The 14,090-nt window shown below is 64.5% G+C and carries 16 protein-coding genes and 2 pseudogenes; 13 read left to right on the top strand and 5 right to left on the bottom strand.

Annotated elements, in window-relative coordinates; all coding sequences use genetic code 11:
* Positions 1 to 331 precede the first annotated feature (331 nt).
* Positions 332 to 604, top strand: coding sequence for a DUF3551 domain-containing protein (locus Q3C01_RS41605; protein WP_458151131.1), 273 nt, complete (start codon positions 332 to 334; stop codon positions 602 to 604).
* A gap of 47 nt (positions 605 to 651) precedes the next feature.
* Here Q3C01_RS41605 and Q3C01_RS41600 read toward each other — a convergent pair whose 3' ends face one another.
* Both Q3C01_RS41600 and Q3C01_RS41595 read right to left on the bottom strand, forming a co-directional pair.
* Positions 652 to 1,065: a hypothetical protein gene (locus tag Q3C01_RS41600; protein ID WP_458151130.1), complete on the bottom strand. Its 414-nt coding sequence runs from the start codon at positions 1,063 to 1,065 to the stop codon at positions 652 to 654.
* Positions 1,066 to 1,169: 104 nt separating this feature from the next.
* Positions 1,170 to 2,150, bottom strand: coding sequence for a Bug family tripartite tricarboxylate transporter substrate binding protein (locus Q3C01_RS41595; protein ID WP_458151129.1), 981 nt, complete (start codon positions 2,148 to 2,150; stop codon positions 1,170 to 1,172).
* 223 nt (positions 2,151 to 2,373) lie between these two features.
* Here Q3C01_RS41595 and Q3C01_RS41590 point away from each other — a divergent pair, with 223 nt between their 5' ends.
* From Q3C01_RS41590 to Q3C01_RS41565, 6 genes are all read left to right on the top strand, one after another.
* Complete coding sequence (locus tag Q3C01_RS41590; protein ID WP_458151142.1) at positions 2,374 to 4,188, top strand: long-chain-acyl-CoA synthetase; 1,815 nt, start codon at positions 2,374 to 2,376, stop codon at positions 4,186 to 4,188.
* A gap of 145 nt (positions 4,189 to 4,333) precedes the next feature.
* Entirely contained in the window at positions 4,334 to 4,579 is a 246-nt protein-coding gene (locus Q3C01_RS41585; protein WP_458151128.1) for an acyl carrier protein, read from the top strand.
* On the top strand, positions 4,566 to 5,951 hold the full coding sequence (locus Q3C01_RS41580; RefSeq protein ID WP_458151127.1) for a class I adenylate-forming enzyme family protein: 1,386 nt from the start codon (positions 4,566 to 4,568) through the stop codon (positions 5,949 to 5,951). The genes Q3C01_RS41585 and Q3C01_RS41580 overlap by 14 nt, the downstream gene beginning before the upstream one ends.
* The gene (locus Q3C01_RS41575) at positions 5,944 to 6,666 is read left to right on the top strand and encodes an SDR family NAD(P)-dependent oxidoreductase (RefSeq protein ID WP_458151126.1); all 723 of its coding nucleotides are present in this window, start codon (positions 5,944 to 5,946) and stop codon (positions 6,664 to 6,666) included. The genes Q3C01_RS41580 and Q3C01_RS41575 overlap by 8 nt, the downstream gene beginning before the upstream one ends.
* A 128-nt stretch (positions 6,667 to 6,794) precedes the next feature.
* The gene (locus tag Q3C01_RS41570; RefSeq protein WP_458151125.1) at positions 6,795 to 6,995 is read left to right on the top strand and encodes a hypothetical protein; all 201 of its coding nucleotides are present in this window, start codon (positions 6,795 to 6,797) and stop codon (positions 6,993 to 6,995) included.
* Between the two features lie 209 nt (positions 6,996 to 7,204).
* Positions 7,205 to 8,347, top strand: a complete 1,143-nt coding sequence (locus tag Q3C01_RS41565; RefSeq protein ID WP_458151124.1) for a DUF3095 domain-containing protein — start codon at positions 7,205 to 7,207, stop codon at positions 8,345 to 8,347.
* Between the two features lie 134 nt (positions 8,348 to 8,481).
* Here Q3C01_RS41565 and Q3C01_RS41560 read toward each other — a convergent pair whose 3' ends face one another.
* From Q3C01_RS41560 to Q3C01_RS41550, 3 genes are all read right to left on the bottom strand, one after another.
* Positions 8,482 to 8,922, bottom strand: coding sequence for a DUF2147 domain-containing protein (locus tag Q3C01_RS41560; protein WP_458151123.1), 441 nt, complete (start codon positions 8,920 to 8,922; stop codon positions 8,482 to 8,484).
* A gap of 79 nt (positions 8,923 to 9,001) precedes the next feature.
* Positions 9,002 to 10,387: an MATE family efflux transporter gene (locus Q3C01_RS41555; protein WP_458151122.1), complete on the bottom strand. Its 1,386-nt coding sequence runs from the start codon at positions 10,385 to 10,387 to the stop codon at positions 9,002 to 9,004.
* Between the two features lie 81 nt (positions 10,388 to 10,468).
* Positions 10,469 to 10,996 carry a GNAT family N-acetyltransferase gene (locus tag Q3C01_RS41550; protein ID WP_458151121.1) on the bottom strand — a complete coding sequence of 176 codons (528 nt, stop codon included), beginning with the start codon at positions 10,994 to 10,996 and terminating at the stop codon, positions 10,469 to 10,471.
* 237 nt (positions 10,997 to 11,233) lie between these two features.
* Between Q3C01_RS41550 and Q3C01_RS41545 the strand changes: the two genes are divergently transcribed.
* The 6 genes and pseudogenes from Q3C01_RS41545 to Q3C01_RS41520 form a co-directional block, all read left to right on the top strand.
* Positions 11,234 to 11,830, top strand: coding sequence for a superoxide dismutase (locus tag Q3C01_RS41545; RefSeq protein ID WP_449381426.1), 597 nt, complete (start codon positions 11,234 to 11,236; stop codon positions 11,828 to 11,830).
* Between the two features lie 87 nt (positions 11,831 to 11,917).
* Positions 11,918 to 12,025: pseudogene (locus tag Q3C01_RS41540) on the top strand (permease); the annotation flags it as partial.
* Positions 12,026 to 12,089: 64 nt separating this feature from the next.
* Positions 12,090 to 12,314 (top strand): hypothetical protein, encoded by a 225-nt coding sequence (locus Q3C01_RS41535; RefSeq protein ID WP_458151120.1) that lies wholly within the window; start codon positions 12,090 to 12,092, stop codon positions 12,312 to 12,314.
* 2 nt (positions 12,315 to 12,316) lie between these two features.
* Complete coding sequence (locus Q3C01_RS41530; RefSeq protein ID WP_458151119.1) at positions 12,317 to 13,072, top strand: metal ABC transporter ATP-binding protein; 756 nt, start codon at positions 12,317 to 12,319, stop codon at positions 13,070 to 13,072.
* Between the two features lie 6 nt (positions 13,073 to 13,078).
* The gene (locus Q3C01_RS41525; protein WP_458151118.1) at positions 13,079 to 13,945 is read left to right on the top strand and encodes a metal ABC transporter permease; all 867 of its coding nucleotides are present in this window, start codon (positions 13,079 to 13,081) and stop codon (positions 13,943 to 13,945) included.
* Positions 13,946 to 13,951: 6 nt separating this feature from the next.
* Positions 13,952 to 14,090, top strand: a pseudogene (locus tag Q3C01_RS41520) (metal ABC transporter substrate-binding protein); the annotation flags it as partial.

The following is a 14,090-nucleotide window of genomic DNA, read 5'->3' as shown; positions in this document are numbered from 1 at the left end:
GCCCGTGCGCGAATGTGCGTTTCCTTTAGCCCATATGTTGAATGCCCTGAGCCATCGGCGGTTCGGGGCCGGCGTTGTAACGGCAAGATTAGTCCCTTCGCGCCGGCTTGCGAACGGAATCCTGCGGGGGATGATTGCGACCTTTGTCGAACAGGAACGACCCGCAGATATGCGCTTTCTGCAGGTCAAGAGAGGTCAGCCTGTCTGCTCTTTCGATCGTGCGTCACAAGCGGGAGAGGTATATGTTGCGGAGCAGTCGCCTCCGCCGCCGCGCTATGCCATATCGGACCTGTGCGACGCCCGCCGTCGCTGCCGATTCGAGGAATTTCCGATGCGCATACCGCTCCTGACCATCATCGCCATCGCCACGCTCCAGGCAGCAACGCCTGCCAGCGCCCAGCGCTACGACCCGCGCTATCCGGTATGCATGCACGTCTACACGGGAGGGCCCCGCGGTGGCGGCAGCGACTGGTTCGATTGCTCGTACGCGTCACTGGAGCAGTGCCGCGCCTCGGCCTCCGGCCTTTCCGCATCCTGCGACGTCAATCCCTACTACGTCTCCGACCAGCCGCAGCCGCGCCGGCGTTATAAACCGGCTTACTAGCGCCATCGTCAGCGCGTCCGAGCGCCGCAATGTGTGCGGTGCAGCGTTCACCGCTCGCCCGGCCACCATTCCGAGCGAGGATCACGCACGGAGATCTTCGTGGTGCGCAGCGCCACGAGATGACTACGCTTGTAGGGAAACCCTGACAGCTCCGAGCATTGTCGGCAGCGCATGTAGCGTTCCAGCTCGTGGATCGGCGTCGATTTCCGGCGCCTGATGACGTCGAGCGCCACGGTCTGGTGCGTCTCGCAGCCGAGGCACTTCACCTCGAGATAGCAATAGCCGGCGTTCAGCGCATCGCCCAGCGTCGGCGACGGCTGGGCCGGCCCCTGAAAGGACAGCATCCGCTTGTTCCAGGCCTCGCAGGCGAGGCGGTCGGCCTCTTTCCGCGCCGCTGCCGCCCGCTCCGCCGCCGCGCGAACGGACGCGCCGTAGATTCGCTCGCGAGATTTGTTGCCCATGGCGCGAGACAATGCGTGCGCGGGAGAGGCGAGGGCAAGCCGCTAGGGATTGCGGGTGTGGATGCCGCGGACGCAAGCCGCTGCCGAGCGGGCCGGGCTCGCGGCTACTCCTTCTTCACTCCCGACAACTGCACCACCTCACGCCAGCGCGCGGTCTCTTCGGTCAGCATGCTGCCGAACTCGCCCGCATTGCCGTGCAGCACCATCGCGCCGAGCTGGGCGATGCGGCGCTTGATCTCGCTGTCGGACAGCGCCGCGTCGATCTCGCGGTTCAACAGATCGATGATCTCGCGTGGCGTATCCTGCGGCGCGCCGACGCCGTAGAAGGACGATGTCTCGTAATCCGGCAGCGTATCCGCGATCGACGGCACGTCGGGCAGGATGTCGGAGCGTTCACGTGTCGTGACGCCGAGTGCGCGCAGCTTGCCGGCGCGCACCAGCTCGAAGGACGAGGTGACGTTGTCGAACATGCCGTGCACCTGGCCGGTCATCACGTCGGTCAGGCCGGGCGCCGAGCCGCGATAGGGAACGTGGGTGAACTGCACGCGGGCACGCGCCTTGAACAGCTCGCCGGACAGATGCAGCGAGGTTCCGATGCCGGAGGAGGCGATCGAGAGCATGCCGGGATTTGCCCCGGCATAGAGGATGAAGTCCGAAACGGTCCGCACCGGCAGATCGTTGTTGACGACAAGCACGAGCGGAATGCGCGCCACGCCGGCAACCGGTGCGATGGACTTGGCGAAATCATAGGGCAGCGCCGGATCGAAGGACGCGTTGATCGCGTTCGCGGTCGAGGTCAGCAGCAGCGTGTAGCCGTCCGGTTCCGAAGCAATCACCGCCTGCGTGCCGATATTGCTGCCGGCGCCGGGCTTGTTCTCGACCACGAAGGTCTGGCCGAGCCGCTCGGACAAGCGCTGGCAAAGCAACCGCGACAGCACGTCGGTCGCGCCGCCAGGTGCGTAAGGAACCACCCATTTCACGCTGCGCGAGGGATAGGAGGGATTTCCCACGGCAAAGGCGCGGGGAGCGGCGAGGCCTGCGAGGGCACAGGCGGCCGCGCGGAGGAAGTTGCGCTTGGTGACCATTGTTTTTGCCTCAAAGCGAGGAAATTATCGGTGCGAACCAGCTCGCCCGCATGTCTGAAATCGATATCGCAAGAATCGCGCCGACCCGCACGCCGTTCCCGTCGGCTTGGTAAAGGATGACCAGAGTTAATCGCGGACTAACCCTGTTTTTACCTTGGCTCTTAACACCTGGTCAGGGCTCGCGGTCTATAGCTACTGACAGACGAGTGACCAGCCGAAAGACATCAACAACATGAACCCCGGCGTCATCGAGCAGGCGAAAACGACGCGCGCGCCCTCGGCCTCGAAAATCTGGCTGAAGGCGATCGAACTCACCGCGCGCATCGAGACGCTGCCGGGCCGGCTGTTCGCCGATGTCATCGAGGATTGGGCGAGACGCCAGCCGGACCGCGCGGCGCTCCTCACGGACGACGAAACGATCAGCTACGATCAGCTCGCAAAACGTATCAACCGCTACGCGCGCTGGGCACGCTCGGTCGGCCTCGCGAAGGGCGACACCGTCGGTATGATCATGCCGAATGGTGCCGACTATGTCGCCGCCTGGCTCGGCATCAGCCGTATCGGTGGCGTCGTCGCGCTGATCAACACCAAGCTGGTTGGACAGTCGCTGGCGCATTGCATCGATGTCGCGAAGCCGTCCCACCTCATCGTCGCGCATGATCTCGCCGAGGCGCTTGCGGACGCCACGCAGCACCTGAATTCGGCGGCAAAGATCTGGACCCATGGCGATGCGCGCAGCGAGCGCTCGATCGATGTGGCGCTGGCGGCGCTCGACGACGGCCCGCTCTCGCAGGACGAGCACGGCGGCGTGACCATCAATGACCGCGCGCTACTGATCTATACCTCCGGCACCACGGGCCTGCCCAAGGCAGCCAGCATCAGCCATCGCCGCATCCTCAACTGGGGCTTCTGGTTTGCCGGGCTCATGGGCGCGACGCCACAGGACCGGCTCTACGATTGCCTGCCGTTGTTTCATTCCGTCGGCGGCATCGTCGCGCCCTGCAGCATGCTCGCCGCTGGCGGCTCGGTGGTGATCGCGGACAAATTCTCGGCGACGAATTTCTGGTCCGACATCGTCCGCCACGACTGCACGCTGTTCCAGTATATCGGCGAGCTCTGCCGATATCTCCTGAAAGCGCCGCCGTCGGAGTATGAGAACCGCCACCGCCTGCGGCTCGTCTGCGGCAATGGCCTGCGCGGCGACATCTGGGAGGACTTCCAGGCGCGCTTTGCGCTTCCCCGCATCCTCGAATTCTACGCGGCGACCGAAGGCAACTTCTCGCTGTTCAACGTCGAGGGCAGACCGGGTGCAATCGGCCGCATCCCGCCGCTGCTTGCGCATCGTTTCCCGGCGGCGATCGTCAAGCTCGATCCCGACGCCGGCGTGCCCCTGCGCAATGCCGACGGCCTTTGCCTGGCCTGCGCGCGCGGCGAGGCCGGTGAAGCCATCGGCCGCATCGGCACCGCCGATGAAGGCGGCGGCCGTTTCGAGGGCTATACCGACGCCGGCGAGACCGAGAAGAAGATCCTGCGCCATGTCTTCGCTCACGGCGATGCCTGGTTCCGCACCGGCGATCTGATGCAGCTGGATGACAAGGGCTTCTTTCATTTCGTCGACCGCATCGGCGACACCTTCCGCTGGAAGGGCGAGAACGTTGCGACCTCGGAGGTCAACGACGCCGTGCGTGATTGCTCCGGCGTGGTCGACGCAACGACTTACGGCGTCAGCATTCCCGGCACCGACGGCCGCGCCGGCATGAGCGCAATCGTGGTCAACGAGGGCTTTGATCTGGCCGCACTCGCGGGTCATCTCGCCACGCGCCTGCCTCCTTACGCCCGCCCCGTCTTCATCCGCATTTCGACCGGGCTCGATGCGACCGAGACTTTCAAGCAGAAGAAGAGCCAGCTCGCGCGCGAGGGGTTTGATCCCGGCGCGATCGCTGATCCGCTGTACGTGATGGAGCCGAAGTCCGGCACCTATGTCGCGGTTGACCGGGAGACGTACGTGCAAATTGTTGATGGCTCTGTCAGGCTCTAATGGGCTACAAAAACAGAGATAGGTCCAATTTTATCTGAATTGTCCAAGAAGCCATTTACTTCTGTCCGGTAAACCACGGAGCAACGGGAGGCGGGCATTCCGCCAAAGACGATCAAACGATAACAAACACGAAGCGAGCGCAGCCATGTCGGTAAGGTTAAAAATTACTGAAGTGATCAAGCAGATTGCCAAGGAGCAGAACGTCACGCTGCCGGAGCTGACGGACGACCTGTCGCTGCATGAGACGGGTTTCGACTCGCTCGCCTTCGCGATCCTGATCGCGCGCCTCGAGGACGAGCTCGGCGTCGATCCCTTCACGATTTCCGAGGACGCTGCCTTCCCGGCGACCGTCGGCGATTTCGTGCGGGCCTACGAAAATGTTCCCGCGTGAGATCTTTGCACTCCGCGACTATCTCAGCGCCGAGCTGAAGGGACGCACGCTGTCGGATGCGCACCATCTGGTGTCGCTGACAGACGTGCTGTCGCAGACGGTCCTGGGCGGCCGCCTTGGCGAGTTGTCCGGCCGGTCGGTGCTGTTGAAATTGTCCGACCAGCTCAGATCCGGCCTTGCCATGATCGAGCTGGACGGCATCGCCCGTCGCATGCTGCTGTGCCCGCCGGATCTCAATCCCGCGCATCTCGATGCGCTGATCGCTGACGCGGAGATCGATGCAGTCGTCACCGACGAGCCGGAGTTCTGGAGAGACGGCGCGATCCCGCTCGTCGTGATCGCGCAACTGCCGCTCACCGCGACTACGCCTGCCGAATCCGAGCGCGCCACCGAATGGCTGATGCTGACCTCGGGCACCTCTGGCGTGCCGAAGATCGCAGCGCATACGCTGGAAGCGCTGACCGGCGCGATCCGGGCCGAGGCGCCTGCGCGCGGCCCCGCGCCGGTCTGGGCGACCTTCTACGACATCCGCCGCTATGGCGGCTTGCAAATCTTCCTGCGCGCGATCCTTTCCGGCGGCTCGATGGTGCTGTCGGACGCACATGAGGTCCTCGCGGACCACGTCGCGCGTCTGAACGCGCGCAGTGTCTCGCACATTTCCGGGACGCCCTCGCATTGGCGCAAGCTCCTGATGAGCGGTTCGGCCGCGCAATTCGCGCCGCGCTATGTCCGCCTCTCCGGCGAGATCGCCGACCAGGCCGTGCTCGACGGCCTGAAGGCGGCGTTCCCCAATTCCTCGATCGGTCATGCCTATGCCTCGACGGAAGCCGGCGTCGGCTTTGCCGTTAATGACGGGCTCGAAGGTTTTCCCGCCGCCTATATCGGCGTGAATCCGAGCGGCGTTGAGATGAAGATCGTCGACGGCTCGCTGCGCATCCGCTCCAACCGCACCGCGCACGCCTATATCGGCCGCAATGCATCGAAGCTCGCCGAGGACGACGGCTTCGTCGACACCGGCGACATGATAGAGCTGCGCGGCGACCGCTGTTATTTCGTCGGGCGTCGCGGTGGCATCATCAACATCGGCGGGCTGAAGGTTCATCCCGAGGAGATCGAGGCGGTCATCAACCGTCATCCGGACGTGCGGATGTCGCGCGCGAAATCGCGGAAGAGCCCGATCACCGGCGGCATCGTCGTGGCCGACGTGATCCTTGGCGACGGCACCGATCCGGCGCGGGCGAACGAGATCCGCGAGCAGATCCTGGACCAGTGCCGGGCGCAGCTCGCCTCACACAAAGTGCCGGCGGTGATCCGCTTCGTCGAGACCCTCGACGTCACTCCGGCCGGAAAGCTGGCGCGCACCGATGCATAATGTCCTCGTCACCGGCGGCAGCCGCGGCATTGGCCTTGCGATCGCAACGCGCCTGGTGGGCGCCGGTTACAACGTGATCGCGGTGGCGCGGCGTGAGACCGAAGAGCTCGCGGCCGCGGTGCGCGTGTCGGAGAAGCGCCTGCATTTTCGCGCCTGCGACCTCGCGGTCATCGACGCGATCCCGGCTTTCGCAAAGCTGGTGCGCGACGAGTTCGGCGCGATCTATGGCCTCGTCAACAATGCCGGCCTCGGCACCGAGGGCCTGCTCGCGACCATGCACAATTCCGAGATCGAAGCGCTGGTGCAGCTCAACGTGCTGTCGCCGATCATTCTCACCAAATATGTCGCGCGGCACATGATGGCCGACGGCGCAGGTCGCATCATCAACATCTCCTCGATCATCGCCACGACCGGTTATAACGGCCTGTCGGTCTATGGCGCGACCAAGGCGGCCGCGACCGGTTTCACGCGCTCGCTGGCGCGCGAGGTCGGCAAGCTCGGCATCACCGTGAATGCGATCGCGCCCGGCTTCATCGATACCGAGCTGACACACAATCTCTCCGACGAAGGCCGCAAGCGCATCGCGGGGCGCAGCGCACTGCGCCGCTTGCCGCAGACTGAGGACGTCGCGCGGATGGTCGAGTATCTGCTCGGCGAAGGCGGACGCAACGTCACGGGAACGGTGTTCACGATCGACGCTGGAAATACCGCTTAAGGAACTCTCGCGCCACAAATTGAGTTGATCGCGCTCGATATCATTTCAGCGCATTTGGTTCTAGGATGCTCTGCAATCGGTTGCGGTTACGTCAATCGATCTGCCCTAAACGACAGGGAGCAGTATGCATGACCGCTTCGAACCTTCCCAGGGCATCAGCGCAGTCATCTCAAGAGAGCGTCACCAACCGCAAGTCCAAGAACCAGCCGATGTCGCATCAGAATTCCGGCGATCACGGCTACGAAATGTATCCGCAGCAATTCGTCCGGCTCGTCGGCTGCCATGACGTGCACGTGCCCTCGGTGGCGGAGAGGGAAAAGCTGCACTAGCTTGCGTACGCCGCTTCAATCGCCGTGAAGATCAAATCCATTCTGCCTCGCAGCTCGCGTGCTGAATACATCTGAGCGGCGGGCCATCGCTCTTGTTGTCCGGGTCTGTTTCAGCCAATGATCGGGAATCCCACGGGTGCGCCGTCCGGTGAACCCAATCGATCCCAGTCTCGTATCTTGATTGCGCGAAACGCACCCGGCCTCAGGCAATGACACCAGGCGTCTCCTTCTACGGCAGCATCCCCGTCTTCCGCGGCTTCACCAGCCTGATGGATCCCTCGCTCTATTCGCCGCTGCCTGATGACTGGACCATCGGGGTGGCGGACATCGTCGATTCCACCAAGGCGATTGCGGCGCAGCGTTACAAGGCGGTCAACGTGGCCGGTGCCGCGGTGATCGCAGCCGTCACCAATGCGCTGCAGGGACGGGAATTTCCTTTCGTGTTCGGTGGCGACGGCGCGAGCTTTGCAGTTTCGCCCGAAGATCTCGACCGCGCCCGCGCCGCGCTCGCCGCGACGGCGACCTGGGTCAGGCAGGATCTCGATCTGAAAATGCGCGTCGCGCTTGTGCCGGTCAGCGCGATTCGCAGCGCGGGCCTGGACGTGCGCGTCGCGCGCTTCGGGCCGTCGGCCAACCTGTCCTATGCGATGTTCTCCGGCGGAGGGTTGGGGTGGGCCGAGGCTGCGATGAAGCGGGGCGAGTTCGCGGTTCTTGAGGCGCCCGACGGCACGCAGCCGGATCTGTCCGGCCTGTCCTGCCGGTTCGAGGAGATTCCGGCCTCGCGCGGGCTCATCCTGTCGGTGCTGGTGGTGCCGGCGCGCGGCGCCGATGCGCTTCTCTTCCGGAAAGTGATCGAGGACGTCATCCATCTCGTCGAGCGTAGTCCGGATGCGGGCCGTCCCGTGCCGCCGCAGGGTCCGCCGCTGAAATGGCCGCCGCAGGGGCTCGACTACGAGGCGCGCGCCAGGCGCGGCGGTTCGCTCCTCAAGCGCCGCGTCGGTGTTTTGGCCTACACCCTATTCGCCTACATGATCGTGCGCCTCGACATCAAGGTCGGCGGCTTCGTGCCCAAGACCTATACGCAGCAGGTCGTCGAGAACTCGGACTTCCGCAAATATGACGATGGCCTGCGCATGATCCTCGACTGCACGCCGGAGCTCGAGCGTGACCTGAGCGATCGACTGGCAGCGGCGGCGAAGAGCGGCATCGTGCGCTATGGGCTGCACCGGCAGGACGCGGCAATGATGACTTGCTTCACGCCTTCGGCGCTGCGCAGCGACCACGTCCACTTCATCGACGGCGCGCGCGGCGGCTATGCGTCCGCGGCAACGGCGCTGAAGGCGACGGCGTAAGGTCATTCTCGTGCCCCGGACGCAGCGCAGCACGTTAGTGATGCGCTGCAGAGCCGGGGTCCATAAGCATATGGGTCCCGGCTCTGCGCAGCGTCACTGCGTGCCGCAGCGCGTCCGGGACATGAGAGATCAGCTCAGCGGACGACCCGTGTCCAGGTCTCGCCGCCGCACAAGGCACCCACGCAGCCTTCGACGCGGAGCGTATCGGTGCCGGTGACGGAGATGTGGCTCGCATAGGCGTTGCCGTCATCGGCATTGTAGATCTGGCCCGACCATTTGTTCGAGCCTGACGGCTGCATGCCGCTGAACAACGGCAATCCGATCAGCGGACGCCTGGCGAGCGCGGGATTTGGATTCTTGCTGTCGCTGGCGGGCTGGCCGGTCGCGGTGTCGTAGGGCTCCTTCAGCCAGACGATGACGCCGCAGACGCCGCCGCCGCATTTGCTGATCTTGATGCGTGCATCGCCTGCCTGGGTCAGCCAGGTCCCGCTCGCATCCGCGCTCTGCGCGCGTGCGGCGGTCGCGCCCAACAGCGCAGCCAGACAGGTGACGAGAACGGCGAATCTGTGGATCATGGCGAGCCCCGAAAATGGAGGCGTCTCCATAGCAGCAAATCGCCATCATGCAACGCGCGGCTGCATCACATTCCTGCGTTCATTTGCCCCAGCGCGCCAGCGCGACGGAGGCGGCCGTGCTGAGCCCGAACACCGCCATGGCGCCGCCGACCAGGGCGAACAGTGTCCAGGCCGGCGCCTGAGCTGTCGTGAGCGCGAGGCCGCCGACGGCAACGATCAGGAGCCGCGCTGTGGACGCAAGCACCGGACCTCCGACGCGCGCGGCACCTTGCGATGAGAAATAAAGCGACACACCGACACCGAAGAACACGAAGGCCGGCCCCGCCCAATGGAAATAGCTGTGTGCAGCGGCGGTGACGCCGGCATCGCGGGTAAAGAGCGAGACCCACAGCGCCGGATCGAGCGCGACGACGAGGCCGATGAGGCCGACGGTGAGGCCTGCGGCTGCCGCCGCCGTCCAGGCGACTCGTCGCGCGCGCTGCAACTGTCCGGCGCCGATCGCCATGCCGACCATCGGCACCGAGGCGATGCCGAAGGCGAAGGTGATCGGGATCAGCAAGAATTCCAGCCGCGAGCCGATGCCGTAGCCGGCGAGCATTTCGGTACCGAAGCTTGCGAGAATTTTCGTGAAGATCAGGATAGTGAGCACGGTTTGCAGCGGCGACAGGCAGGCGACCGCGCCGACTTTCAGGATGTCGAGGAACATGCCGCGCTCGAACCGGAAGGCGCCAACATTCAGTGGCAGGCGGCTGCGACCCGTGAGCAGATACCAGACGAAGAAGACTGCCGCGAGCGTAAAGGCGATGAGCTGGCCCGAGGCGACGCCGCGCATGCCGAGTTGCGGCACGCCGAACAGGCCGAGCCCGAGTGTGCCGCCGACCGCGACCTGCACGAGGCTTGAGCCGATCAGTGTCATCGAGGGCAGGCGCATGTCGCCGGTGCCGCGGATCACCGAGGCGAGCGTGTTGACCAGCCAGATCGCGATCGCGCCGGAGAACAGCACCTGCGAATAGTTGCAGGCTTCCTCCAGCACGTTTGCGCGTCCGCCGAGCAGCGTGAAGAAGCTGCGGCCGAACAGCAGCATCATCACGGTGAAGAACAGCCCGCCGCAAATGCCGATGATGGCGGCGTGCAGCGCCAGCGTCGCGGCGCGATTTCGGTCGCCCGCGCCGAGCGCACGGCTGATCGCGGACGACACGCCGCCGCCCATTGCCCCCGCGCTCATCATCTGCGTCAGCATGGCGAAGGGAAACACCAGCGCGATCGCGGCCAGCGGAATGGTGCCGAGCCGGCCGATATAGGAGGTCTCGGCGATCGCGACCAGCGTGCTGCCGACCATCGCGATCATGTTGGGGATCGCCAGCCTGAGCAGTGTCGGCAGGATCGGCGCAGTCAAAAGGCTGGCAATGGGGGACATCACCGGAGCACGCGACGGTGCGGCGTCTATCGGGGCGTCGATCGTCATGCGTCACCGGATGAAATTAGATGATGTGCGACATATTATAAGCCGGGCATCATCGGCACCAGCCCTCCGTTCACGCAGGGCTCACCACGGCAGGCCGCATAGGTCGATGGTGCCCAGGCGCGGCGCGCGGACGACGTCGAAGACGAACGGCGCCGTACAGTCGAAACGGACGCGTCCCTCCGGCTGCTCGCAATAGACATCGCCGGTGAAAGGATGCCAGTTACGAGCCTGGTAGAACGCGAAATTATGCGGCTCGCAGAACAGGAGCGCGAAGCGGACCGCATCGTTGGCGCGCATGGTGTGAACGGCGGCATCGATTGCGAGCGTCGCGTAGCCGCGTCCACGGCAGTCCTCGCGCGTGCAGACGCCGCCGATGCCACCAATATGGACCTTGCGGCCGTTCCAGGTGATGGTGCGGAAGTAGATGCCTACATGACAGGCAAGTCCGCCCTCGGGCGCCTCGATCAACACGCGAAGCTCGGCATTGGCCCATTTGATGTGGCGCCAGGGCCGCTTCTCGACGGCATCGCGCGGCCAGACTGCCTTGAACAACGGCTCGGCGACCGGCCATGAGGCTTCGCCGTTCAAAATGTCGATCTCGATGCTCATGGGGCCGCCTTTGCTAACTGCGCACGAGGGTGCATTCGTTCTCTCTTAAACGCTTCAAAGGCAATGATATTTTGCATCAGCCCCGCGCGCCTTTTGTTCTGAGCTGAATTCGCGCATTCAGGCCATGCCGTCCGCACCATGCGGTTTCGCAAATTCTAAGGTATTTAACGGCGCAGGAACCTTCTATAAGGGGAGACCGTTAGAACACGTTCCCCACCCAGTTGCGGACAAGAACCCATGACCTTTACGCTCCCCCCACTCCCTTACGCCTATGACGCCCTCGGCCAGTATATGTCGAAGGAAACGCTGGAATATCACCACGACAAGCATCATCAGGCCTACGTCACCAACGGCAACAACGCGCTCAAGGGGACCGAATGGGAAGGCAAGTCCCTTGAGGAGATCGTGAAGGGCTCCTTCGGGAAGAACCCGGCGGTCTTCAACAATGCCGGCCAGCACTACAACCACATCCACTTCTGGAGCTGGATGAAGCCCAATGGCGGCGGCACCAAGCTGCCGGGCAAGCTCGAGAAGAAGATCAACGAGGACCTCGGTGGCTTCGAGAAGTTCAAGACGGACTTCCAGGCGGCGGGCGTCGGCCAGTTCGGCTCCGGTTGGGCTTGGCTGTCGGTGAAGAACGGCAAGCTCGAGATCTCCAAGACGGCGAACGGCGAGAATCCGCTGGTGCACGGCGCCACCCCGATCCTCGGCGTGGACGTCTGGGAGCACTCCTACTACATCGACTATCGCAACCGCCGTCCGGACTATCTGAAGGCGTTCGTCGAGAACCTCGTGAACTGGGAATACGTGGAGTCGCTGTTCGACAAGGCGTGAGTTAGTCACGTCATTCCGGGTTCGGCTTTCGAGCCGCCCCGGAATGACAAAATCAAAAAAGGCGGCCGCCTCACGCGGCTGCCTTTTTTTGCTGCCTGTCCGGTGGCAAGCGCGCTGCTTGCGGTCGGCGCCGATTTCGGCGCCACCATCGCCATGGTCGTGAGCTGGACCCTGATCGGCTATGGCCGGGCGGTCGGCCGCCCCGGAATGCCGGCGAGGGGGCGTGGACAGGGGTAATGTTATAATATAACGTTCCCGGATGGTTCCCGCCGCGTCCCACGCCCAGCATCATGACCATTCCCACGACCACGCGCATGCGCATGGGCACGACCATACGCACGCCCATGTCCACGATCCCTTGGCGCCTCATCCGGCCCAGGCCGCGCCCTGGTCGATCCTGCGCATGACCCTGGCGGGCCGTCTCGCGGCGGCGCTCGCCGTCTGCGCGGTGCTCTGGGGCATGGTCTTTTTGGCGATGAGGTGACCATGGCGGCGCTCGGTTTCCACAACGTCACTCTCGGCTATGACCGGCATCCGGCGGTGCACCACCTCCAGGGTGAGATCGCGCCTGGGGCGCTGGTCGCGGTGATCGGACCGAACGGTGCTGGCAAGTCGACGCTGCTGCGCGGTATCGTCGGCATCCTCAAGCCGCTCGCAGGCAGTATTCATCTCGGTGGGCTCGATCAGCGCGATATCGCCTATCTGCCGCAGACCGCCGATATCGACCGCAGCTTCCCGATCTCGGTGTTCGATTTCGTCGGCACGGGCCTGTGGCGTGGCATCGGGCTGTTCGGTGGCATCGGCAAAGCCGCGCGCGAGAAGATCCTGGGCGCGATCGCGGCCGTCGGGCTGAACGGCTTCGAGAACCGCCCGATCGGCACGCTTTCCGGCGGGCAGATGCAGCGCGTGCTGTTCGCGCGCGTGCTGCTCCAGGATGCGCGCCTGATCGTGCTGGATGAGCCCTTCAACGCCATCGACAGCAAGACCACGGCCGATCTGCTCGCGCTGGTGACGCGCTGGCATGGCGAGGGCCGCACCGTGCTCGCCGCGCTCCACGACATGGAGATGGTTCGCAGTCATTTCCCGCAAACGCTGCTGCTCGCGCGTGGTCCGGTAGCATGGGGTGCGACCGCCGAGGTGCTGACGGCGGAAAATCTCATGGTGGCGATGCGGATGTGCGAAGCGTTCGACGACAGCGCGGCGGCCTGCGCCGACGATGACGAACGCTCGCAGGCGGCATGATGCACGATGTATGACGCGCTGATCGGCCCCTTCACCGAATTCGAGTTCATGCGGCGCGCGCTCGCCGCCGTGATCGCGCTGTCGCTTGCGGGTGCGCCGATCGGCGTGTTCCTGATGCTACGGCGGATGAGCCTCGTCGGCGATGCCATGGCGCATGCGATCCTCCCCGGCGCCGCGATCGGCTTCCTGTTTTCCGGCCTCAATTTGTTCGCGATGACCGCCGGCGGCCTGATCGCGGGCTTTGCGGTCGCCATCCTCGCCGGTGTCGTTGCGCGTTCGACCGGCCTGAAGGAGGACGCCTCGCTCGCGACCTTTTATCTGGCTTCGCTCGCGCTTGGCGTCACCATCGTCTCGATCAAGGGCACCAATATCGACCTGTTGCACGTGCTGTTCGGCAACATCCTCGCCATGGACGACCAGACGCTGCTGGTGGTCGCCTTCAACGCCACGATCACGCTTCTGGTGCTCGCGGTGATCTACCGTCCGCTGGTGATCGAAAGCGTCGATCCCTTGTTTCTACGCACCGTCAGCCGCGCCGGGGGACCCGCGCATCTCGCCTTCCTCGCCCTCGTCGTCATCAACCTCGTTAACGGCTTTCAGGCGCTCGGCACCCTGCTTGCGGTCGGCCTGATGATCATGCCCGCGGGCATCGCCCGGTTCTGGTCGCGCGACCTCACTGCGATGATCTCTATCGCCGTCATCGCCGCTGCGGTGTCGGGCTATGCCGGGCTCGTGCTGTCGTTCCAGACACGGATTCCCTCGGGGCCGGCGATCATCCTGGTGGCAACCGCGTTCTACGTCGTCTCGGTGCTGTTTGGCAGCGTCGGCGGGCTGGTCCGGCAGATGTTTCCCGGCCGGCATCTGGAGGCCTGATCTGCGATGCGCCGCCTCCTGCTCCTCGTCCTTGCGTCCTTGCTGATCGCCTCGCCGCTTCAAGCGGCGGAACGGCTCAACGTGGTCGCGAGCTTCTCGATCCTCGCCGATTTCATCCGCAACGTCGGCGGCGATCGCGTCAACC

This window comes from Bradyrhizobium sp. UFLA05-109 (genome assembly GCF_054185165.1).
The sequence above is the reverse complement of the archived record's forward strand: the minus strand, read 5'-3'. Positions and strand labels throughout refer to the sequence as shown.

Bases quoted from the DNA above. Each gene is read 5' to 3' on its own strand.
- Q3C01_RS41605 (WP_458151131.1), top strand. From the start codon at position 332: ATGCGCATACCGCTCCTGACCATCATCGCCATCGCCACGCTCCAGGCA.
- Q3C01_RS41600 (WP_458151130.1), bottom strand. From the start codon at position 1,065: ATGGGCAACAAATCTCGCGAGCGAATCTACGGCGCGTCCGTTCGCGCG.
- Q3C01_RS41595 (WP_458151129.1), bottom strand. From the start codon at position 2,150: ATGGTCACCAAGCGCAACTTCCTCCGCGCGGCCGCCTGTGCCCTCGCA.
- Q3C01_RS41585 (WP_458151128.1), top strand. From the start codon at position 4,334: ATGTCGGTAAGGTTAAAAATTACTGAAGTGATCAAGCAGATTGCCAAG.
- Q3C01_RS41580 (WP_458151127.1), top strand. From the start codon at position 4,566: ATGTTCCCGCGTGAGATCTTTGCACTCCGCGACTATCTCAGCGCCGAG.
- Q3C01_RS41575 (WP_458151126.1), top strand. From the start codon at position 5,944: ATGCATAATGTCCTCGTCACCGGCGGCAGCCGCGGCATTGGCCTTGCG.
- Q3C01_RS41570 (WP_458151125.1), top strand. From the start codon at position 6,795: ATGACCGCTTCGAACCTTCCCAGGGCATCAGCGCAGTCATCTCAAGAG.
- Q3C01_RS41565 (WP_458151124.1), top strand. From the start codon at position 7,205: ATGACACCAGGCGTCTCCTTCTACGGCAGCATCCCCGTCTTCCGCGGC.
- Q3C01_RS41560 (WP_458151123.1), bottom strand. From the start codon at position 8,922: ATGATCCACAGATTCGCCGTTCTCGTCACCTGTCTGGCTGCGCTGTTG.
- Q3C01_RS41555 (WP_458151122.1), bottom strand. From the start codon at position 10,387: ATGACGATCGACGCCCCGATAGACGCCGCACCGTCGCGTGCTCCGGTG.
- Q3C01_RS41550 (WP_458151121.1), bottom strand. From the start codon at position 10,996: ATGAGCATCGAGATCGACATTTTGAACGGCGAAGCCTCATGGCCGGTC.
- Q3C01_RS41545 (WP_449381426.1), top strand. From the start codon at position 11,234: ATGACCTTTACGCTCCCCCCACTCCCTTACGCCTATGACGCCCTCGGC.
- Q3C01_RS41535 (WP_458151120.1), top strand. From the start codon at position 12,090: ATGGTTCCCGCCGCGTCCCACGCCCAGCATCATGACCATTCCCACGAC.
- Q3C01_RS41530 (WP_458151119.1), top strand. From the start codon at position 12,317: ATGGCGGCGCTCGGTTTCCACAACGTCACTCTCGGCTATGACCGGCAT.
- Q3C01_RS41525 (WP_458151118.1), top strand. From the start codon at position 13,079: ATGTATGACGCGCTGATCGGCCCCTTCACCGAATTCGAGTTCATGCGG.